At 69.8% G+C, this 22,463-nt stretch carries 14 protein-coding genes; 8 read left to right on the top strand and 6 right to left on the bottom strand.

Going from position 1 to position 22,463, the window contains the following annotated elements:
• Positions 1 to 3: 3 nt before the first annotated feature.
• The 3 genes from AB0B97_RS11825 to AB0B97_RS11835 form a co-directional block, all read right to left on the bottom strand.
• Positions 4 to 834, bottom strand: coding sequence for a carbohydrate ABC transporter permease (locus AB0B97_RS11825; protein ID WP_357492922.1), 831 nt, complete (start codon positions 832 to 834; stop codon positions 4 to 6).
• On the bottom strand, positions 831 to 1,784 hold the full coding sequence (locus tag AB0B97_RS11830) for a sugar ABC transporter permease (protein ID WP_357492924.1): 954 nt from the start codon (positions 1,782 to 1,784) through the stop codon (positions 831 to 833). Before AB0B97_RS11830 ends, AB0B97_RS11825 begins: the two co-directional genes overlap by 4 nt.
• Before the next feature lie 75 nt (positions 1,785 to 1,859).
• Positions 1,860 to 3,107: a sugar ABC transporter substrate-binding protein gene (locus AB0B97_RS11835; protein WP_357492926.1), complete on the bottom strand. Its 1,248-nt coding sequence runs from the start codon at positions 3,105 to 3,107 to the stop codon at positions 1,860 to 1,862.
• Positions 3,108 to 3,183: 76 nt separating this feature from the next.
• Between AB0B97_RS11835 and AB0B97_RS11840 the strand changes: the two genes are divergently transcribed.
• From AB0B97_RS11840 to AB0B97_RS11865, 6 genes are all read left to right on the top strand, one after another.
• Positions 3,184 to 4,059, top strand: a complete 876-nt coding sequence (locus tag AB0B97_RS11840; protein WP_357492928.1) for an IclR family transcriptional regulator — start codon at positions 3,184 to 3,186, stop codon at positions 4,057 to 4,059.
• A 57-nt stretch (positions 4,060 to 4,116) separates the two neighbouring features.
• Positions 4,117 to 4,422, top strand: a complete 306-nt coding sequence (locus tag AB0B97_RS11845) for a hypothetical protein (RefSeq protein ID WP_357492930.1) — start codon at positions 4,117 to 4,119, stop codon at positions 4,420 to 4,422.
• Between the two features lie 96 nt (positions 4,423 to 4,518).
• Positions 4,519 to 5,310 (top strand): maleylpyruvate isomerase family mycothiol-dependent enzyme, encoded by a 792-nt coding sequence (locus AB0B97_RS11850; RefSeq protein WP_357492932.1) that lies wholly within the window; start codon positions 4,519 to 4,521, stop codon positions 5,308 to 5,310.
• An 87-nt stretch (positions 5,311 to 5,397) separates the two neighbouring features.
• The gene (locus tag AB0B97_RS11855; protein WP_357492934.1) at positions 5,398 to 8,349 is read left to right on the top strand and encodes an AAA family ATPase; all 2,952 of its coding nucleotides are present in this window, start codon (positions 5,398 to 5,400) and stop codon (positions 8,347 to 8,349) included.
• Positions 8,350 to 8,429: 80 nt separating this feature from the next.
• On the top strand, positions 8,430 to 8,576 hold the full coding sequence (locus tag AB0B97_RS11860) for a hypothetical protein (protein ID WP_357492936.1): 147 nt from the start codon (positions 8,430 to 8,432) through the stop codon (positions 8,574 to 8,576).
• Between the two features lie 15 nt (positions 8,577 to 8,591).
• Positions 8,592 to 14,774: a S8 family serine peptidase gene (locus tag AB0B97_RS11865; protein WP_357492938.1), complete on the top strand. Its 6,183-nt coding sequence runs from the start codon at positions 8,592 to 8,594 to the stop codon at positions 14,772 to 14,774.
• A gap of 155 nt (positions 14,775 to 14,929) precedes the next feature.
• Here the strand turns inward: AB0B97_RS11865 and AB0B97_RS11870 are convergent, their stop codons facing one another.
• Positions 14,930 to 15,847 (bottom strand): NADP-dependent oxidoreductase, encoded by a 918-nt coding sequence (locus tag AB0B97_RS11870; protein ID WP_357493431.1) that lies wholly within the window; start codon positions 15,845 to 15,847, stop codon positions 14,930 to 14,932.
• A 428-nt stretch (positions 15,848 to 16,275) separates the two neighbouring features.
• Here AB0B97_RS11870 and msrA point away from each other — a divergent pair, with 428 nt between their 5' ends.
• The gene (gene msrA / locus AB0B97_RS11875; RefSeq protein ID WP_357492940.1) at positions 16,276 to 16,782 is read left to right on the top strand and encodes a peptide-methionine (S)-S-oxide reductase MsrA; all 507 of its coding nucleotides are present in this window, start codon (positions 16,276 to 16,278) and stop codon (positions 16,780 to 16,782) included.
• A 157-nt stretch (positions 16,783 to 16,939) separates the two neighbouring features.
• Positions 16,940 to 17,647, top strand: a complete 708-nt coding sequence (locus AB0B97_RS11880) for a TetR/AcrR family transcriptional regulator (protein ID WP_357492942.1) — start codon at positions 16,940 to 16,942, stop codon at positions 17,645 to 17,647.
• Here AB0B97_RS11880 and AB0B97_RS11885 read toward each other — a convergent pair.
• Positions 17,623 to 18,816: an FUSC family protein gene (locus AB0B97_RS11885; RefSeq protein WP_357492944.1), complete on the bottom strand. Its 1,194-nt coding sequence runs from the start codon at positions 18,814 to 18,816 to the stop codon at positions 17,623 to 17,625. The genes AB0B97_RS11880 and AB0B97_RS11885 overlap by 25 nt on opposite strands.
• 175 nt (positions 18,817 to 18,991) lie before the next feature.
• Entirely contained in the window at positions 18,992 to 22,177 is a 3,186-nt protein-coding gene (locus AB0B97_RS11890) for a penicillin acylase family protein (protein ID WP_357492946.1), read from the bottom strand.
• Positions 22,178 to 22,463 lie beyond the last annotated feature (286 nt).

The following is a 22,463-nucleotide window of genomic DNA, read 5'->3' on the forward strand; positions in this document are numbered from 1 at the left end:
GGCTCAACCCTTCACCGCGCCGGCGGTCATGCCGGAGACCACGTACTTCTGCACCAACAGGTAGAAGGCGACGGCGGGCAACGTGAACAGGAAGGCAACGGCCATCACCGTCTGGATCGGTGTACCCAGTTCGCCGATGAAGTTCGCGATGCCGACGGAGGCGGGTTGCAGGTCGGGGTTGAAGATGAACGTCACCGCGAACACGTACTCGTTCCAGGCGTGGAAGAAGGCGATGACCGCGGTGGCCGCGATCGACGGCGCGATGAGCGGCACGTTGATGCGGGTCAGGGTGGTGAAGGGCCGTGCGCCGTCGGCACGTGCGGCTTCCTCCAGCTCCTTCGGGATGCCGTCGATGGCGCCCTTGAGGATCAGCGCGACGATCGGCAGGACGAAGGCGGAGTTCACGAGGACGAGGCCGGTCAGCGAGTCGAGCAGTTCGAAGCGGCGGAACAGCGCGAACAGCGGCACCACCATGAGCGCCTCGGGAAGCATCTGCGTGAACAGCAGCACGACGGTCAGCACCGCCTTGCCCCCGAACGAGAACCGGGACAGCGCGTAGCCGAGCGGGATGCCCAGGCCGACGGAGACGACCATGGTGCCCACGGCGATGATCAGGCTGTTCAACAGCCACCCGGCCGCCTTGCCCTCGGCCAACGCGTCCACGAAGACCCCGAACTGGCCGAGGTCGGGCGTGAGCCGGGGCTGATCGGCGAAGAGGTCGCTGTTGCTGGACAGCGCCGTGACGAACATCCAGTACAGCGGGAACACCGCGACACCCAGCACGACGAGCACGGCGACGATCCGTGCGGTGACACCGAAACGGAAGCGCCTCATCGGACGTCCCCCTTCTCCACGGCACGGGCGACCAGGCGGCTGCCGATGACGACGATGAGCGAGATGACGACGCCGACCATTCCGATGGCCGCCGCCGATCCGAGTTCCTTCGAGTCGAACGCCTGCGAGTAGAGGTCGATGACCAGCGTCTCGGTGGCGCCGACCGGCCCACCCTTGGTCATCAGCCAGATCAGCTCGAACCTCCGCAACGACCAGATCGTCATCAGCAGCGCCAGCAGACCCACTGTCGGCTTGATGACCTGCCAGGTGACGGCGCGGAAGGTGGCCCATCGTCCCGCGCCGTCCACGGTCGCGGCCTCGTTGAGATCCTGCGGAACGGACTGCAACGCGGAGAGCAGCACCACCGAGGTGAACGGGAACAGCTGCCAGATCGTCGTCGCGAGCACCGCCGGCAGCGCGTAGCGCGGGCTGTCCAGGATGGCGCCACCGGGCACCCCGAGCCCGACCGCGTCGAGGAAGCGGTTCACGATGCCGTACTGCGCGTTGAGCATCCAGGTGGCGATGAGCGCGACCGCGATGCCGGGGGCGGCCCAGGGGACGGTCACGAGCGCACGCGCCACACCACGTCCCCGGAATTTCCCGTTGAGCAGGAGCGCGACGACGAGCCCGGCGCCGATGGCGACGACCACGCAGGTGATCACGTAGACGACGGTGATCAGCAGGGTGCGGTGGAAGTCCGAGTCGCCGAAGACGCGGTTGAAGTTGTCGAGCCCGACCCATTCACTCTGCGTGGGGTTGAGCAGCCTCGTCCTGGTGAAGCTGAGGTACACCTCCTGAACGAGGGGTACCGCCTGGAAGACGAGGATGAACAGGGCGGCGGGCGCCAGGAACAGGTACGGCGTCCACTTGCTGCCCAGCGGGCTGGGCCGACGCCAGGCCCGGGCTGGGGGTGTTGTCTTCGGTGTTCCGGTCTGCTCGACCACAGTCATCGGGTTCGATCCTCCTGAGGAAGGACGCCGCCGGCGCACGAACCGTCGCGCCGGCAGCGTCGCCGCGTCGAGCTGTCAGCGGACCAGTTCGGTCGCCTGCTGCTGGGCGCGATCCAGCGCCGACTTGAGGTCGGTCTTGCCCTGCAGTGCCGCGACCACGTTCTGCACGACCACCTTGCGGATGTCCGGCGTCTTGGCCTCGAACCCCAGGACGATCTGCGGCAGGCTGCTCTCGGTCAGCCCGTCGAAGACGGGAAGGAACGGGGTGGCCTTGAGCGTCTCCGCGCTGCGCTGCGTCGTGGTGGCGACGCTGCTCGCGCCGAGGATCTCCTGGAGCTTGACCTGGTTCTGCGGCTCCAGCGCCCACTTGATGAAGGTGGCCGCCTCGTCCTTGCCCTCGCTCGCCTCGTTGATCACGATCGGCGCGAGGATCGTGCCCTGCTTACGGACCGGGAACGGGATCGGCGCGACGCTGAAGTTCAGCTTCGCGTTCTGGCCGCGGGTGGCGGTCACGTACCCGCCGTTGTTGAGCTCCATCCCGACCTTGCCCTCGGCGAACATCCGCCGGAACGTCGCCGCGTCCGCACCGCGCGGGATCACGTTCGCGTCGTACAGGTCCTTGAACGCCTGCAGGCCCTTGAGGTTCTCGGGCGAGTTGATCGTCAGGTTCTTGCCGTCGGACCACGCGCCGCCGAAGCCGTAGACGTAGTTGAAGATGTCCTGCCAGACGCCCGCCTCCTCGGCCTCCGTCTGACGGAACGCCAGGCCGAAGACATCACCCTTGGTCAGCGACTTCGCGGTGGAGGCGAACTGCTCGTAGGTGGTCGGCGGCGTCGGGATGAGGTCCGCGTTGTAGAACATCGCGTAGTTGGACGCCTCGAAGATGACGCCGTGCCGGACACCGTCGTGGACCATGAACTGGTCCGGCTGCTTGAGCAGGTCGTACTTGCTGGCGTCGAGGAGCTTGTCCAGCGGCGCGACGAGGCCGGCGTCCGAGGCGGCCTCGAACTCGGGCATGTCGAAGCGGACCAGGTCGGGGCCCTTGCCGCTGCCCATCTGCGTGAGCACGGTCTGACCGAAGGTCGGGTACGGCACCGCGGCGGCCGAGACCTGGATCTTGGTCTGGCTCTGGTTGAACTCGTCGAGCCACTTCGTCAACTGGGGCCCCCGGCCGGGGTCGCCGAAGGTCGAGGCGGCGAAGGTCAGTTTGGTGACCCCGTCGCTGGAACCGCCGTCGGAGCCGCAACCGGTCAAGAAAGTGGCGGCCAGACCGAGGGCACATGCCGCCCTGGCGAAGCCGAAACGAGCGCGCTGCTTACCCATCGTTACTCCACTGTTACGAGTTGGCGTCGAGCTGATGAAATTGCAACGATCGTAGCGACATGTGCAACGGTGTCAAGTGGCGGTTGCGCATCTCGTCAACTACATTGCACATGATGCAATGACAGCGACGGTGCCGTACCGTCGTCCGAGGGGAGACAGAGCCTTGGCGCAATCGATTCGCCGCGCGATCGACCTCATCCGTCGATCGGCCGAGCACCCGCTGTCTCTCACCGAGGCTGCGGACGTGCTCGGCGTCCACAAGTCCACCGCCCTGCGGATCCTGCAGACACTGGAATCGGCGCGCTTCGTCCGCCGGACCGGAGCGGGCACCTACGTGCTCGGCAGTGGACTCATCGAGCTGTCCGAGCTCGCTCTGGGCTCAATGGACCTGCGCCAGCCCGCCGCCGCGCACCTCCGGGCGCTGCAACGCGAAACCGGCCACACCGTCCACCTGGCACAGTTGACCGGCGACGAGATCATCTACATCGACAAGGTGGACAGTCCCGCGTTCGACGCCGTCAAGCTGCCCTCGCGGATCGGGCGCGCGGTGTCCATCTACGCGAGCGCGGTGGGCAAGACGATCCTGGCCTACCTCCCTCGGGAGGAACGCGACCGTCTCCTGTCCCACGTCGTCTTCGAGAGATTCACCGCGACCACCTTCACCGACCACGACGCCCTCGAAGCCGAACTCGCCCGCATCCGCGAACGCGGCTGGGCCGTGGACAACGGCGAGCACGATGCCTACGTGATGTGCGTGGCCGCACCCATCAGGGATTCGCGGGGTCAGGTCATCGCCGCCGCCTCGATCACGGCCATCGAGGTCATCGCGAGCCTCGAGAAGCTCAAGAGCAACCTCCCGCTGCTGTTGGAGACCGCCAGTCAGATCTCGTACGAGCTCGGCTACCCGCGGCCCTCCGCGAACCCGGACGGTGACGGCCGGTCCACGACCTGACCGGGCGGTCACCACACCGAACCTTCCCGGGTGGCGCACCGCTGATTAGATGTGCTGATGGATCCCTGGGAAGGAACACTGCTCGTCATCGCCACGATCGGGGCGGTCGCGGCTGCGATCGGAGGCTGGTCCCAGGACAGACGCAGCTCGACCGCCCGGCTCGCGGCGATGGAGCGCAAGCTCGACCTGGTGATGGATCACCTGGGCATCGCCGAGCCAGTGGACCCGGACGTGCTCCGGCACCTGGAGAACGGCCGCACGATCGAGGCGGTTCGCGCCTACCGCAGGCAGACCGGCACGAGCCTGGTCGAGGCGAAGCAGGCGGTGGACCGTATCGCCGCCCACCTCCCCGTCGAGCGGTGACGCCCTGTCGCTCGGACCCGTCGCAGGCGGGACGTCCACGATGGCTGCCGCCGAAATCGCTGTCCGTTCACCGGAGCGCGGTGGTAGACAACCGGCGTGGACAAGAACCTCGAGTTCCCTGACCTGCTACGACTGATCGACGAACGGTCGGCCGCCTTCCGCGCCGCAGTCGCCGCCGCGCCCAGCCTCGACGCGCAGGTGCCCTCCTGCCCCGGGTGGACGCTGTTCGACCTGGTCAAGCACCTGGGTGGGGGAGATCGCTTCTGGGCCGCCATCGTCGGCGCGGGGCCTGCCGACGGTCCCCCGGCCGAGGCCGCCGCCGCGCGCGCCGGTCTGGACGTGCCGCGCGAGCGTACGGCCCTGCTGGCCTGGCTGGCCGGGTCGACGCAGCTTCTGCTCAGCACACTGCGCGAGGCGGGACCGGAGAGCGGTTGCTGGACGTGGTGGCCTGGGTCGCAGTCGCCGCAGACCGCCGGCGGTGTCGCCCGGCACCGGGTCCAGGAGACCGCGATGCACACGTACGACGTCCAGCTCACCGGGGGCGCACCCCAGCCGCTGCCGGTCGAGGTGGCACTCGACGGTGTGGAGGAGTTCCTGTTCACCGTCTGCGCAACGCCGAGCGCCTGGCCGCACAAGCCCACGGCCTTCGACTTCCACGCCGCCGAGGGCCGCTCCTGGCGCCTCACCGTGGACGGCGACGGCGCACGCGTCACCCGGATCCCCGCGGCGACCGGCGACGACCCGGACGACGCCGCCGGCGCCTCCATCCGCGGTACGGCCAGTGAGCTGGTCATCTACCTGTACGACCGGATCCCGGCCGACTCCCTGCACGTCGACGGGGACGCGGGGCTGCTCGACCTGCTCCGTGCCTGGGAGCCGGAGGAGTAGGGCGTAGCGGGGGCGGTCGGCCCGCCTCGATGTGGCCCCCGCAACGACGCACTTGTGTCCGAGCAGCGAAAAGAGAGATCATCACGCATGCTCGACCCCTCCCCCGAGGATGCCAGGACTTCACCAACCGTTTCCACGCCGCACTTCGTGGGTCGTGATCGGGAGATGGCGGCGCTCCGGGGCGCCCTGGCCCGGCCACCGGCGATCGTGCTGGTGGAGGGCGAGGCGGGAATCGGGAAGAGTCGACTCCTGCGGGAGTGGCTGGCCGCGCCGGACCAGCGCTCCGCCCTGGTGTCGGTGTGCCCGCCGCTTCGCGAGTCGCTGACGTTGGGGCCGATCGTCGACGCGTTCCGGGGGATCGACCGCCCGGTGTCCGGATTGCGGCTCACCGAACTCGCGGGCGCGTTGCGGCCCCTGTTCCCGGAATGGTCTGCGGACCTGCCACCCGCACCGCAGCCTTTGGACGACGCGAAGGCGGCACGCCACCGCCTGTTCCGCGCCCTGGACGAGCTGCTGCGGGCCCTGCGTGTCGACGTTCTCGTGCTCGAGGACGCGCACTGGGCCGACGAGGTGACCCTGGAGTTCCTGCTGTTCGTCACCTCCCGACAGCAAGCACACGGGCCGAGCCTCGTGATCTCCTATCGGCCGGAGGAGGTGGACGACGGATCGCTGCTGCTGCGGCTCACGTCCCGGTTGCCGGCCGGCGTGACCCAGTTGAGGATCGCCCTGGCGCCCATGCGGCCCGACGACACGGCGGCGCTGGTGTCCTCGATGCTGGACGGCAACCCGATCTCGCACGAGTTCACGACCTTCATGCACGAGCGGACCGGTGGCGTACCGCTGGCCCTGGAGGAATCGGTCCGCCTCATGTGCGACCGTGCCGACCTCGTCTTCCGCGACGGACAGTGGGTCCGGCTGAAGCTGCGCGAGCTCCAGGTGCCGCCGACGGTGCGGGACTCCACCCGGGAACGGGTGGGCCGTCTGTCGCCGACGGCGCAGCAGGTGCTGCGGGCGGCGGCCACGTTGGCTCAGCGGTCGTCGGTGGCCACGATCGCGATGACCGCCGGGCTGTCGCCAGCTGCGTGCCGAGGCGCTGTCGCGGAGGCCGCCTCCGCCGGTGTGCTGGACGGGGACGACCGCGGGTGGCGGTTCCGGCACGTACTGGCCGCCACCGCTGTCTACGAGGCGATCCCGTTGACCGACCGCAGGCACGTCCACCTGCTGGCCGGCCGGGCGTTGGAACACATCCAGCCGCCGCCGGTGGCACGCCTCGCCCACCACTTCCGCGAGGCGGGTGACACGCAGTCCTGGGCGCGGTACGCCGAGCAGAGCGCCGAGCTGGCGATGGCCTCGGGTGACCACACCAGGGCGGTCGACCTGCTTGTCGATCTGTTGACGTGGGCAGTGCTGGCGCCGGTGGATCGGGCGCGCGTCGCGCGCATCGCCGGAGTTGCCGCGCTGGGCCGTCGGGAAGCGGTCGACGAGGTCTACCACCGCGTGATCCGTACTCTGCGCTCGGTGCTGGAGACCCCCGGTCTCTCGGCCCGCCAGCAGGCCGAGATCCGCAATCCCCTGGGTCGGCTCCTGATCACCGGAGGTGAGGCGCAGGCCGCGCTGAGCGAGCTGGAGCAGGCGGTGACCAACCTCGACCATGACCCGGTCGAGGCGGCTCGGGCGATGACCTACCTCGGCTGGGCCTATGCGGGACCGTGGCCGGCGTCGACCCACAGGCGTTGGCTCGATCGCGCCGCGGAGCTCACCGCCGGATTCGACTCTCCCGCGGAGCGGCTGAACCTGGCCGGCAACCGAGCCGCGGCGTTGCTCATGCTCGGCGAGGAGGAGGCCTGGGACGTCGTCGCCGACCTGCCCATCGACGGCGCGACCCCGGCGGAGCGCCTCGACGTGGCCCGCATCCACGCGAATGTCGGCACCGGCGCGCTGATCTGGGGTCGGTACGCCGACGCCGAGGAACACCTGGCTGTGGCGATGCGCCTTGCCGACGCCGAGCAGGCGTCCCGGTTGCACCACAACGTCGAACTCGAACAGGCCAACCTGGCGTGGCTCACCGGCCGGTGGGAGGACCTCGCCCAGCGAAGCGCGGCACTCGCCGATGCCGACCGGGACCGGCCGGCCCACTACCTCGGCAGCATCCGCCTCGCCGCCCGGCTGGCAGCCGCGGCCGGCCGGCGCCGTGCCGCCGAGGAGCAGTTCCGGCTGGTCCTTGAGGAGTCCGCCCGTCTCGGCGCGGCCGACGACACGATGGAGGCCGCCGCCGCGCTGGCCAGACTGTGGCTGACGGACGGAAACAGCGGCCGGGCGCTGCAGATCACGAACGAGCCGATGGAGACCGTCCGGAGAAAGGGCATCTGGGTCTGGGCGACGGACCTCGTCCCCGCCCGGGTCGAGGCGCACCTCGCCGCGGGTGACCTGGTGGCCGCGACGCGCCTCTGCGACCAGTTCGCCAGGGGGCTGCGGGGCCGTACGGCGCCCGCGCCGCGCGCCGCGCTCACCGTATGCCGTGCGCTGCTGCTCGCCGCGGCCGGAGACCACACCCGCGCGGCGTCGGCATTCGATCGGGCGGCACGCGCCTGGAGTGCGTTGCCGCGCCCCTACGACGCCATGCTCGCCCGCGAGCGGCAGGCCGAGGCGCTCATCGCGCAGGGCCAGATCGAGCGGGGCCGGGAGCTGCTGGCGGCACAGTACGAGCAGTTGTTCAGGCTCGGCGCCCGTGGCGACGCGGACCGTGTCGCGCAGCGGCTCCGCGAACACGGCGCCGAGGTCCCGCGACTGTGGCGCGGCGGCCGACGCGGGTACGGCGACCAGCTCTCACCTCGCGAGCTCGACGTGGTCCAACTGGTTGTCGCCGGCAAGACGAACCGGGAGATCAGCCGGATCCTGGCCAAGTCACCAGCCACAGTGGATCAGCAACTGCGGGCGGCGATGCGCAAGTTGAAGGTGAGCTCGCGGACCGCCCTCGCGGTCAAGGCGGTGGAGGCCGGCGTGTTCGCGGAAGAGGACTCCCTCGACGACGCGTCGTGAAAATTGACGTATCCGCTGGATAGCGACGGCCTCTCGGCCCACCGAGCATGACTCCATGATTCATAGCCCTTGGGCAATGCGTGCCTGAGCGACCTGTCGCGCGCGGCGACGCCGCCACCGAGCAGCCCTCACCTCTCGATCTGTCGCGCGAGCCGCACGACGACGCCCACGACGCCCACGACGACGCCGGCGACCACGAGAGCCACGACCCCTACCAACCCCTGTAGGCGGAAGGACCCCCCATGAGATTGAAAGCCCTCGCGGCAACGCTTGCCGCGGTGGTCGGCCTGAGCCTGATCCAGGCACCACCGGCGTCCGCCGCGGAGCCCGACCCGGGCGCCGCCGCCAACAAGATCGCCCCGGACCTGAAGGACCGCTTCCGTACGTCTCCGGCGTCCGACTTCTGGATCACGTTCGAGACCAGGGCCGACCTCGGGCCGGCGAAGAAGATCGCCGACTGGGCCGCTCGTGGTCAGTTCGTCTACGACGCGCTGACCACGGCGGCGAAGGATTCCCTGGCCTCGGTCTCCACCGAACTCGACCGGGCGGGCGTCAAGTACACCTCCTACCCGATCGCCAACGCCGTGCTCGTCAAGGGGGGCACCGAGAAGCTCGCCCTCGACGTGGCCGCGCGGGTGCAGGTCGCCGAGATCCACGCGACGCCGCAGGTCGCGCTGGTCAAGCCGGTGGACGAGAAGGTCCCCACTGACCAGGCTGCCCGCCCCGCCGCGAAGGCGGGCAAGGACGGCACCGTGTCGTGGGGGCTGGACGCCATCCACGCACCCGAGGCGTGGGCCATGGGCGCCACCGGTGCGGGCATCACCGTGTCGAACCTCGACTCGGGCGTCCAGTTCGACCACCCCGCCCTGGCGCACCAGTACCGCGGCGCGAAGCCCGACGGCACCGTCGACCACAACTACAACTGGATGGCCACCCGGGGCTCGTGCACTGCAGCGCCGTGTGACGACAACGGACACGGCACGCACACCATGGGCACCATGGTCGGCGACGACGGCACCAACCACGTCGGTGTCGCTCCGGACGCGCAGTGGATCGCGACGAACGGCTGCTGCGACAACAGTGGCGTCGAGTCGCTGCTGCGGTCCGGCTGGTGGCTGCTCGCCCCGACCGACGTCCAGGGGAACAACCCCGACCCGTCCAAGCGCCCCCACGTCGTCAACAACTCGTGGGGTCAGACGGTCGAGCACAGCTTCGACGACTTCTTCCGGGCCATCGACGAGGCGTGGAGCGCCGCGGGCATGTTCAGCGTCTGGTCGTCGGGCAACACCACGCCGTACGCGGCCTGCGACACCGTCTCCTCGCCCGGCTCCGCCGAGAGTGCCTACTCGGTCGGCGCGTACGCCCAGGACGGGACGCTCGCGCTGTTTTCCCGCAAGGGCGAGGGTGAAGGTGGGCGGATCAAGCCGGAGATCTCCGCTCCGGGCGACGCGGTCCGTTCGTCCTACCCGAACAACAGCTACGTCGAGATGTCCGGCACCTCGATGGCGGCCCCCCACGTCGCCGGCGCGGTCGCGGCGCTGTGGAGCTACGACCCGACCCTCATCGGGCAGGTCGAGGAGACCCGCCGCCTGCTCGGCGAGTCGGCTGTCGACGTCGACGACACCGAGTGCGGCGGCACCGCCGAGATCAACAACAAGTACGGCGAAGGCCGCCTCGACCTCGTCCGCCTGCTCGAACTCGCGCCCCGCAAGGGCGGCACCCTCACCGGTGTGGTCACCGCCAACGGCGCCCCGGTCCCCGCTGCCGACGTGACGATCAGCGGGCCGTTCAGCCGGTCGATCGGAACCGACAAGGACGGCCGGTTCACGACGAACCTCCCGGTCGGCGACTATCAGCTCAGCACTAAGGTCTTCGGCTACCTGACGGCGACCGCCCAGGTCACGATCTCCCTCGGCCAGGACACGTCGGTCACGCTGCCGCTCACGGCCGCCGCGAGGCACGACATCAGCGGGAAGGTCGTCGACGACAAGAAGCGACCCGTCCCCAACGCGGACGTCTCGGTCACGGACACGCCGCTGAAGCCGGTACGCACCGACGCCAACGGCGCGTTCACGATCAGCGCCGTGCCCGAGGGCACGTACTCGCTGAACGTCAAGCCCAACGCCTGTTTCTCGCCCACCACCGTCCCGCTGACCGTCGGGGCGCAGAACGAGTCGCGGGAGATCCCCGTGGGGCTGGTCGTCGACAAGGGCGGCTACAGCTGTGCCGTCTCCGACGGCGAATACCTACGCGGCACCGACCCGGTCGCGTTCACCAGCGGCGTGTGGGCGACGGTGCGGCTGCCGTTCCCGATCGCGCTCTACAACGGCAGCCACGACAGCCTCGGGATCAGCCTGCGCGGCGTGATCTCCCCGGACACCAGCACCGGACCCGGCAGTGGCGGTGCCGGCGTTTTCCCGCTCTACGTCCAGACGCCCGTCGAGTTCGCCCCCGGCGGAGGAGTCTTCACGGCGGCCACCAAGGTCAACGGCGAGGACGCGTTCGTCGTCGAATTCCGCAAGGCCAGGCTCTGGGCCTATCCGGACCGGTCGGAGTACACGGAGCCGGTCAGCTACTCGGCCACGCTCACCCGCTCCGGCACCGTGATCTTCGGTTACGGCGACGGCATCGGGACCGACGACCCGGTGACCGCCGGCGCCCACGCCACCACGGGCATCCAGGGCTGGGCCGGCGTCGACGGCATCCGGTTCTCCGACAGCGCCCCGGTGCTGCGCGACGGGATGGTCGTCACCTACGACCTGCCTGACTTCGGGTACCTCGACGCGACGGTCGTGGACAAGAACGACGGACTGCCGGTGGCCGGAGCCAAGGTCTCCTTCAGCAACAAGAAGGGGCTCGTCGAGGCCGTCACGACCAACGGGACGGGCATCGTGCACCGCCAGCTCCCGGTCGACGACTACACCATGACTGTCGAGGCGCCGAACTACACGACCGGGACGTACCCCTTCTCGCTGGACAAGCTCTACGCGAAGGCGACGATCGACGCACGTCTGACCACTGGTGTCGCCGGCCTCAAGGCCGACGGCCTCGAGGCGCTGCTGGGTACCGACCAGAACGGCGCCGGCTCGCTGACGCTCACCAACAACGGCTCGGCCCCACTCACGTACGACCTGGGCGAGGCAGCACGCCACCCCGACCTCGACGCCGCCGGCGCCACCGCGCGCACCGGAAAGGGCGCGGCCAGCACGATCGACCTCGCCGCCTGGAAGGCCGGCGCGAGCGGCATGAAGCCGTCGAACGTCGACGGCAAGGCCGCGACGGCGAGCGCCGCGGAGGCACAGGCCGCTGCCAAGGTCGGCGCGACCTCCGGCGGAGACGTCATCACCCGGATCGCCATCCCGGGCACCATCGCGGAGAAGGAGCCCTCGGGGATCGGGTACGACGGCGACGTCTGGGTCCACGACTACAACGCGCGGACCAACACCGCCTACACGGTGACGGGCAAGCGGACCGGCAAGGTCTTCGACGCGTCGTGGAACCCCGCGTACCGGGCGTTCGACATGGCGCTCGACTCCAAGACCGGGGACATGTGCCAGATGGAGGACAGCCCGGCCAGCTACATCCACTGCTTCAACACCGGGACCGGAAAGGAGACGCGCCAGATCAAGGGTGACTGGTCGACGCTGCAGCTGACCGGCCTCGCGTACAACCCGACCCGGGACGTGTTCTACGTCGGCGGCCGGGCGAACGGCATGATCGGCACCGTCGCCGGCACGTCACACGACAACCCGGGCGCGCTGCTGTCCTTCTGCGCCCCGCCGCTGCCCGAGGTGATGGGCCTGGCGTACAACCAGGCGTCCGACACCATCTGGTACACCGACCTCACCTCGAACCGGCCCACCCGCCTGCTCCAGGTCGACCCCGACGACTGCTCGCTGGTCAACGCGTGGTGGTTCCCGGGCCAGAAGGCGGGCCAGGGCGGCGGCCTGGAGACCGACTCGACAGGTGCGCTGTGGGCGGCGGACCAGGTCGCCGACGACGTGGTGCTTGTCGACGTCGAGGATGACCTGATCACCGACCTGCCGTGGCTGTCGCTCTCCTCGACCGGCGGCACCCTCGCCCCCGGCCAGTCGACGACCGTCAAGGTCTCGATCTCCTCGAAGGGCGCGAAGCCCGGCGTGCTCGGCGCGAACATCGTGGTGCGTTCCGACTCCGGACGCCAGTCCAAGACGTATGTTCCGGTGACGCTCACGACCACGAAGTACCAGGTCGGCGTCAACGCCGGCGGCTCCAAGCTCACCGACGGCTCCGGCTACACCTGGGCCGCCGACCAGGCCGCCGGCAGGACGTCGTGGGGCTACGAGGGGAAGACGAAGGCCGCCTCCACGAAGGCCCCGATCTCCGGTACGACTGACGACGCCCTGTTCCAGTCGCAGCGCACCACCTCGGACAAGCAGCTGTTCTACCGCTTCCCGGACGCGCCCAAGGGCACCTACGCGATCGACTTCGGCTTCGCCGAGATCGACAAGGCAGCCAAGGGCAAGCGGGTGTTCGACGTCCTCGTGGACGGAGCGCTCACGGAGTACGCGTACGACCCGGCGGCGGCCGTGGGGTCGAACGCCGCCGACTGGCGCTCGGCAGTCGTGCAGCACGAGGGCGGTCCGCTGACCGTGGAGCTGCGCGGCTCGAAGGGCCTGAAGGCCCCGACCATCGCCGCGCTGCGGGTGACGCTCGATCCGCGCGCCGACGCGGTGGAGCCGGATCCCCAGCCCGAGCAGCCGGAGCCGGGCCCGGTGCCGGTGGCACCCGCCGGTCGCTCGTACGCGATGAAGGTGACCGACGGGCTCTACCGCCAGGGCACCCAGGAGTCCGGGTGGCACGGCGATGACGTGTGCGGCGTGCTGTGGTTCGACTCCAGCTTCCTGTTCCCGTTCTACGACACGGCCTGGGACGGCGTGTGCGTGACGACGAACGGCACGCTGGCCTTCGACCGCGCCAGCACGCTGGGGAACAATACGGCGCTGCCGTCGTCCGGTCCGATCGACGCGATCCATCCGCTCTGGGACGACCTCGTCGTCGACGACGAGGCAGGCATCTACTTCGGCCGGACCGAGGTGGACGGTCTGGCGGCGGAGGTCATCGAATGGCGCAACGTCGCCTTCTACGACGACCAGACGGCCCGCGTGAGCTTCTCGGTCACCCTGATCGCGGACGGCCGCATCCAGATCGGGTACGGCGACGGCGTCGGCGGCGACAACCCCCTCACGCGGGGGTCGTCGGCGACCGTCGGCGTGGAGAGCCTGACGCGCAACCCCGCGGGTCAGTACTCCTTCAACCAGCCCATCCTGAAGGCCGGCCTGGGGCTGGAGTACACGCTCCCGGCGGCGGGCACGATCGAGGGCACGGTCACCGACCGGAACGACGGCAAGCCGATCGAGGGCGCCATCGTCACGCTCAAGGGGCCGAACGGTGAGCGGGTCATCACCGCCGACGCCAAGGGTCGGTGGAAGGCCCAGGCGCTGGTCGGCGAGAACACCGTGGAGGTGTCGGCCCCGAACTACGTCACCGCCAGCCACCGGGTGATCATCGCCAGGAAGGATCAGGCCGAGGTGGTCGACACGGCGTTGACCACGGGCATCGCGACCGTCAGCGCGGGCAATCTCGACTGGCTCCTCGACCGGAACCAGAAGGCGACGGCCGACGTGGCCGTGACCAACACCGGCTCCGCCCCGCTCGAGGTGCGGATCAGCGAGCAGAAGCGCACCGGCGACGGCGGCCACGAGGCGGCCGACCTTCCGTGGCTGACCCTCACGGGCGCGGCCGCGACCGGCACGGTCACGCTCGCGGTCGGCGAGTCCACCACGGTCACCGCGACGGCCGACAACGCAGGCGTCCAGCCGGGCGTGCTCGTCGGGGACGTGCTCGTGGCGTCCAACGCCGGCAAGGGCGAGGCCCAGCTCACGCCGGTACGCCTGGCGACCTCCGCCTACGACAGGGGCGTCGACGTCGGCGGAACCGGGTTCGTCGGCACCGACGGCTTCGTCTGGTCCCCCGACCAGGAGCTCGGCTCGCGACAGTGGGGCTACGTCGGCGGCAGGACGCGTGCCACCAAGGCCGACATCGCCGGCACCGAGGACGACGCGCTGTTCCGCACCCAGCGGACCGGCGAGACGTTCAGCTACGTCTTCAAGAACGCTCCCGCCGGCACGTACCGGATCGCGCTCGACTTCGCGGAGATCGAGAAGGTCAAGGCCGGCAAGCGTGCCTTCGATGTCCTCATCGACGGCAAGGTCGTGCTCTACGACCACGACGTGCAGGCGAAGGTGAGTGCGCTGACCGCGGACATCAACACGGTCACCGTCACGCACACCGGTGGCGATCTGAGGATCCAACTCACCCGCGAGAAGGGTGAGAGCGATCCGATCCTCAATGCGCTGAAGGTGCAGGAGGACCCGCGCCTCTGAGCTGACCGACCAGGTCGGCTAAGTGGTCAGGGCCTCCTCGGAGAACGATCGCCGGGGAGGCCCTGACCATGACCACCCACGGTTGCCGGACGTGGTGGAGCGCGTCGACGGCACCGCGGACCTGCGGTGCCGTCGCCCGCTGTCCTCCGAACCCGTTACGAGCGAACGCGGATGATCGTCTTGCCGGTGATCCGCTCGGTCGGATTGAGAGCGGCGACGGCGTCGTCGAGGTCCGCGACGGTGCCGATGTTCGTCCGCAGCCGCCCGTCCCGTACCCGCCGGACGATCTCCCCCAGTTGGGCGCGGTCAGGCGTCACGACGAAGTCGATCGCCAGGCCCTCCGCGGGCCGCACCTCGGGCGGCCCGACGACGGAGACCAGGACTCCCCCGGCCCGAACCAGGCCCGCCGACCGCTTCCCGATGTCGCCGCCGATGACGTCGATGACCAGATCGAGTCCACCGACGGCTTCGAGGACGTCGTTCTCGAGGTCGACGAACTCCTGCGCGCCGAAGTCGAGCGCCTTTTGCCGGTCGGCAGCGCGCCCCGTGCCGATGACGTAGGCGCCGAACTCACGTGCGAGCTGCGTCACCATCGAACCGACCGCGCCGGCCGCGCCGTGCACGAGGACGCTCTGCCCCGTCTGAAGGCGGCCGTGCTCGAACAGTCCCTGCCAGGCGGTCAGGCCGGAGATCGGCAGGCTCGCGCCCACCGTGAAGTCGACGTCGCCGGGCAGCGGCGCGAGGTTGCGCGCCTCGACGGCCACGTACTCCGCCAGGGTGCCGTCCCGGGTCCAGTCCGTGAGGCCGAACACCCGCTGTCCCACCGACAGGCCCGTCGTGCCGTACCCGAGAGCGGTGACCACTCCGGCCAGCTCGTGCCCGGGAATCGACGGCGTCCGGTCACGTCCGAGGCGATCGGTCCAGGTCGAGGGCCACGCCATCTCGGTCGGGACGAACCCCGACGCGTGGACCCGGACGACGACGTCGTTGAGGGCCGGTTCCGGTTCAGGCCGGTCCACCAGCGTCATTCCGGCTGTTCCCGCAGCCTCGTCCGTCACCACAATCGCCTTCATCAGATACCTCCCTGTATCCAGCCCTCGTCTGCGCCGCACGAGGAGCGCATGTCCGTTTCCCAGCGTTGGCGGCGTCAAGCCCCGGCGCCGTACACCCACGGCTGATCGGTAGCGGTTGGGCGCGGGGATGGCGCCGGGAGCGGCGGGACCCGAACCTAGCCGCCTCAAAATGGTCCGTCAAGTCCAGTCTGGGGCTGCAACGACCGCTCGCGCTTCTGCAAGAGCTACCAGCTCAACAGCTTGTTTGAGGCAATCTCCGGGCGCTTTGTCAATGCAGCTTCCGGACTATACAGTCCAAGAAAGGTGAAGGCCGCGGGAATACCACCGCCCCGCAGAGCGTCTGTACGTGCGGGTCGAGGTGCGCTCCACCTGGCTCGCACTGCGCTTTGCACAAGAGACACCGGCACGACGACAGGCAGGGAGATGACATGAACACCGAAAAGGCGATCCTCGCCGGCGGCTGCTTCTGGGGCATGGAGGAGTTGTTCCGCCGCCAGCCCGGCGTCGTGTCCACGCGCGTCGGCTACAGCGGCGGCGACGTCCCGAACGCCACCTACCGCAACCACGGCACCCACGCGGAGTCCATCGAGGTCGTCTACGACACCGACAAGACCGACTTCCGCGCGCTGCTCGAGTTCTTCTTCCAGATCCACGACCCTTCGACGAAGAACCGCCAGGGCAACGACATCGGCCTCAGCTACCGCTCGGCGATCTTCTACACCAGCGACGAGCAGAAGCGGGTCGCCGAGGACACGATCGCCGACGTCGACGCCTCGGGCCTGTGGCCCGGCAAGGTCGTCACCGAGGTCACCGCGGCAGGAGACTTCTGGGAGGCCGAGCCCGAGCACCAGAACTACCTGCAGACCTACCCCGACGGGTACACCTGCCACTTCCCCCGCCCCGGGTGGAAGCTTCCCAAGCGGGCGACGGCCTGACCCCTCCGGCGCCGGCAGCGACGTCTGAGGAACAGGACCACATGGTCCAGCAACAAGTCCGTCAGCTCTTCGGCATTCGCACATAGGACAGGGCACCGGATGGACTGCGAGGTCCCATTCTCGCTGGATCATCCGGTGCGCTGGATACACTTGACAGATGAGCGAGGAGCAGGTTGCCGCGCCGAGAAACGGGCGGAGGATCAGTCAGCGGGGCATCGCGACCCGCGAGCGGATCCTCGATGCGGCGAACCGGCTGATGCTCGTACGCGGCGTGAACGCGACGACCCTTGACGACATCCGCGAGGCGAGCCAGACGAGCAAGTCCCAGCTCTACCACCACTTCGCCGACAAGCAGGAACTCGTGCGCGCCCTGGTCACCTATCGAGGCGCGCTCGTGCTCCAGCGTGAACGTGCGGGGCTCGAACGACTGAGATCGTTCTCCGGGCTGGTCCGTTGGCGCAACGCGCTGGTCCAGGCCAACTCGCTGAACAACGGCAAATACGGGTGCGGCCTCGGGTCGATGGCCCTCGAGCTGTCCGATCAGGATGAGCAGGCTCGATCGTCGCTGTCGGAGACGTTCGCGGCATGGGAAAAGCTGATCAGTGATGGTCTGCACCGGATGCGGGACAGCGGTCTACTCCGCCGGGACGCCGACCCGGAGAAGTTGGCCACGGGGTTGATGGCCGCTCTGCAGGGCGGCTACCTGCTGGCGAACGCCGCGCACGACGTCGCACCGATGGAAGTCGCCCTGGACATGGCGCTGGAACACATCAAGTCGTTCCTCGCGCAGCCGGCCGGTGAGCCGCCTCCGGTGACGTCTGCGCCGTCACCGGAGGCGGGTCAGGCCGGGTTCGCGCCGGCCTGACCGAAGCCCTCCTGGGCCGCCCCGCGTACCAGCCTGTTTGCCCTCTCCGGCTCGTACCCGCTCGCCCGGAGCAGGTCGCTCGCCGCCGTACGCAGCTGGGTCACCATGGCGGCACCGTACGGCCGCAGGCCCGTTGCGTCGGCTTGTCCGGCCAAGCGCCCGACGTCCAGGGCCGCCTGCTGGGTCTGCTCCGGGGCCTTACCCTTGCGGACGTCCTGCCGAAGCAACCGGAGCCCGTCGGCGAGTCGCTCCACGGCGATCGCGAGCTGTTTGGGCACCGGTTCGTCGTATTCCAGGCTCGTCGTGGCCCAACGGGCCAGTTCCTGGGACTCGATCGCCACCCGCTCGAAGTGCTGCATACCGCGCTTGTAGCGCTCCACATCGCGCCGGCGCCGCCACCGTGCCGGCGCCAGGATCACCACCTCGTCGGCGCCGGACAGCGCTTCGTGCAGCCGATCAAGGTCGGGTCCCACGCCCCGGAGCCGGTCGAGTGCGTGTCTCGCAAGGTTCGGGTCGCGTTGTCGCAGTGCCTGTGCGACCTGCCCCAGGTGTGCGCAGAGCCTCTCCGTCACCGGCGCGGCGGTGTGGTCGAGAACGCGCATCGGGTTGATCGGCAGCAACAACCCGACCACCGCCAGTCCGACGCCGCCGCCCACGACAGCGTCGAGGATCCGGGGCATCTCAAGGTCCCGCGTGGTCGGCGACAGGGTGGCGATCAGTACCGCGGTACCACCGGCATGTGCGACGAGCGCGCCACTGCGTCCGGTCAGCAGCAGCGCCACGGTGATGGCCAGTGTGACCACCAGACCGATCTGCCAGGGCCCGAACCCGATGGCGAGGATCAGGACATCACTGGTCAGCAGGCCCAGCGCGACGCCGACCATGAGTTCGGCCGTTCGCCTGGCGCGTTGCCCGAGGGCGGCGACGATCGTTCCGACCGCCGCGCTGGGCGCGAAGACCGGTGCCGACCTGTGCAGCAACTCGTGTGCGATCACCCAGGACAGCGCGGCGGCGAGTCCGGACTGGACGGCGAGAAGGAGCATGATTTCGAGTTGGCGTACCCGGGACCTGCCAACCGCACCGCCCTGGCGACGGGCTCGTTCCGCGATCTCCTGGGCCTGCGCACCGAGAGCGTCGTAGGCTGGCCGGCCCTTTCGGTCGGAGGACATCGCCGTGGTTACCCCGGTTGTTCCTCGCGAACCCCGACGGGATCGCCATCTTCGTCACCACTGCGACAGTTGTCCAGTTCACGGGACTTCCGGATGGGGCGCCGGCCAGCCGAGGCGCTGAACACGCCCGGGAGGGGCCGGCGAGTGACACCCCGCCGACCCCTCCCGGGTGAGATCACCGTCCGTACAGCTCGAATTCGTAGAGCGAGAAGCCGTACGAGGTGGCCCGCTTGACCCCGTACACCCGCACGTAGCGGGCGGTGACCGGCGCGAAGGTGGCGTTGTCGACGCCGCCGTTGCCGGTGGTGGTGGCGAACACCGGCGTCCAGGAACTGCCGTCGCCGGAGACCTCGATCCGGTACGAGGTGGCATACCCGGCCTCCCACCGCAGCACGGCCCGGCTGACCGTGCGGGCCGCGCCGAGGTCGACCCGCAGCCACTGGTTGTCGTTGTAACTGCTTGCCCATCGGCTGCCGAGGTTGCCGTCGACCGCCTTGTCTGGGGTGAAGCTGGTCAGGAACTGGGTGCTCGACGCGGTGGCCGGACGACCCTGCGCCAGGTTCGCGACGTCGTCGCCCCGACGTGCGGGGAACGAGACGACCTGCTGGTAGGTGGGGCGGTTCTGCCAGGCGATCAGGGGGTGGGTGATGCCGCCGAGCCCGGACTGGGCGATCGAGTCGGCGCACCACTGGTCGCCGGCCCCACAGGACTTGTCTCCGGGGTAGACAGTGGTGGCCGGCACCGCGGCGGCCTGGCCGAGCGCGCCGAGCAGGGCCTGCCGGCACGTGCCGAGGTTGCCGTTGCCGCAGTACGCGCGGCCCAGCCCACCGGCCACCGGCTCGCCGAGGACGGTACGCAGGTCCTTGTCGACGTAGCCCCACCAGCCGTACTGGAACGACGAGCCCTTGTGCGCCTGCCCCTGCAATGCCCAGCTCGCCGTGCCGTCGCGCGCGCCGTTCTGACCGCCCGACGGCGCCTCGTTCACCTCGATGGCGTCGACAAGCGCGGCGTAGAGGTCCGGCCCGAGGCCGGGGCGGAACTCCGCCGAGGCCAGCAGCGGCCACCAGGCGTCGAAGATCCGGATCGCGTCGGCGTGCTGGTAGACCTTGGAGCCGGGCGACATCTCCACCCGGCGGGTCCCGGCCTGCTGCCAGGCGCGCAGCTTGCCCACCGCGTCGGCCAACGCCGGGTCCGTGACCGGTGTGCTGTCCAGCACCCGCAGCAGGTCGCCGAGAACCTGCTGGCCGCGCAGGTCGGTCACCGCCGCATCCGCCATGATCTTGACGACGTCGGCGCGGCCGAGCTTGCGCTGGGCGATCGCGGCACGCACCGGGCCGTCGAGCAGCTGAGCCCGGTGTACGGAGCCGAAGCTGAAGTTGCCGTCGGCCGCCCCGAAGTCCCGCGCCTGCTTGTTGTTCCAGCTGACGTAGTAGTCCTGGTTGACCGACTGCGGGTGGGCCGACGCCGGAGCGTAGGTGGCGTCGTTGGTGTCCGGGTTCCAGCCGGCCCACTCGTACGCCGCTTCGGCCCTGGCCGGCAGGTTCGGGTCGGTGACGGACGACCGGACCGGGTTCGAGCCGGAGTTGAAGTACGCCGCCTCGGTCGAGTTGACGTAGAACCAGTTGAACGCGTACCCGACGCTGGCCGCGGACGCCTGGAACGCCGCCGCGCTGCCCATCGCCGACGGGTCGTTGAAGGCCTGGAAGCCGATCGCCGAGTCGGCCTCGTGCCGGTAGGTGGAGCGCAGCTTGGTGAACGCGGTCGGCTGCCCGTTCACCAGACCCCGGTAGGACACCAGCCCGTACTTCGTGCGCAGCGCGCGCAGCGTGTACGACCCGGCCGGGGTGGAGTCGGCAAGCGTCGGCGACCACGAGTTGCGCTGCTCCAGCGCCTCCATGGCGAGACACTGCCCGTGGTAGAGGTAGCGGTTGGTACGCAGCGTCGGGGCGCTGCCATCGGTGGTGCACAGCGTCAGCGCGTACGTGTCGGTGAGGTCCTGGGAGGCGGAGGTGGCGCTCCACGCGTAGTCCTGGCCCCGACCGAGCAGCACGTAGAGGTTGAGCCCGGCGAACGCGGCGCCGCGCGCGCTGATCCCCGGCCCCTGCAGCTCCTGGAGCATCAGCAGTTGCGGCGCGAAGTAGCCGGTCTGCGGCCCGAACACAGCGACCGGATTGCCGGTGGTGGTGTGCCGCCCGGACACCACCACGGCATTGGACATCCCGTGCGCGCGCAGGTTGGACAGGCCGCCGATCAGCTCCTGGGTGGCGGTGCTGGTGCCGGTGCGGGCGGCGGCCCCGCCGCTGGCGTCGTAGGCGAGCGGCTCGGCGACCACCGACCCGGCGTCGGGCAGTACGGCGCTGGTCGCGCCCGGCGGTGTCGCCCCGTACGGGAAGCTCTGCCCGTCGTGCAGGGTGAGCACTGTCTCCGGGTCGTTCTGCGACCGGAACGCCTGCCAGACCCGGTCACCTTCGGTGGCGCCGTACTTGGCCCGCGCGGCCACTCGGACCAGCGCGGACTGGATCTCGCTGCCGCCTCCCCCGCCGAAGAGCCCGCCGATCACCCCTGCGGTGGCGATGAGATCGGTCATGGTGAAGTGCGTCGGCTTACCGGCGCCAGCGAGCACGTACTCGCCCGGGTAGTTGTCGTCGGCGATCGACTTGTCGATGTACGCGTTGATGCCGGCGATGTAGTCGGCCACGTCGGTGTAGAGCTGCTGACCCCGGGCGCCCTTGGTGCGCAGCGCGTTCACCTGAGCCTGGAGGTCCGCCTCGGTGTAGGGCGAGTTGGCCCAGACGCTCTGCTCCAGTTCCCGGTTGCCGGGGGCGCCGCCGGCGAACGATGTGACGTTGCCGCGACCGACGTGCCGCAGCAGGTCCATCACCCAGAGTCGGTCCTGGGCACCTGCGTAGCCGGCGCCGAACATCGTGCCGCCGCGGGTGGTGCCGGTGACGTGCGGGACGCCGGTGGCCTTGTCCCGCACGATGGTGACGTCCGCGCGCGGCGAGACGGTGCTCTCCACCTGCGCGGCCGGGACGCCGAACGAGGCGTCGTTGTAGAAGTGGGCGATCTGCTCGTCGGTCAGCCCGGCGTAGTTGTAGACCAGGTTCGCGTACTCGTCGAGCTGGTCGCTGGAGTGCGCCGGGCGGGTGCCGAGCGCCTGGTGCGCCAGGATGGCGACAAGCGTGGCGTTGCCGTTCTGCCCGGGGGGCAGGATGTCGGCGCACTGGCCGAGGCAGTAGTCGTTGGCGGCGAACGTGCTGGCGGCGAGCGCCGGTGCTGGCGGTGTCACCGTCAGCACGCTCGCGGTCAGGGCGGCGGCGGTGAACGCCGCGAGCCGGTTTCGGAGAGCGGGACGAGGCATGGCGATCCTCCGGGGACGCGGAGTCGGGCCGTTCGGTACGCCCGGCTTCGGTGCCGACGTCTCGCCCTCCGCGCCCGGGCGTTACACCAGGAGGTGAGAGTGACTCATGTCTATCTCCGGGCAATGATCGACGCAGGAGCCCTGTTCGGGATACCCGTCGTTCACCACGCGCCAATGCCGACGTTTCGCCACCTTCCACTCCGGAGGCAGGCACGGCGGCACCTCGTCAGTGGCCGGCACGATCTGTCGGCGCGAATCGCGACAGACGGGCGCGTGGTCCCTCCCG

Source organism: Micromonospora sp. NPDC049004, from assembly GCF_040649315.1.
Lineage (GTDB): Bacteria > Actinomycetota > Actinomycetes > Mycobacteriales > Micromonosporaceae > Micromonospora.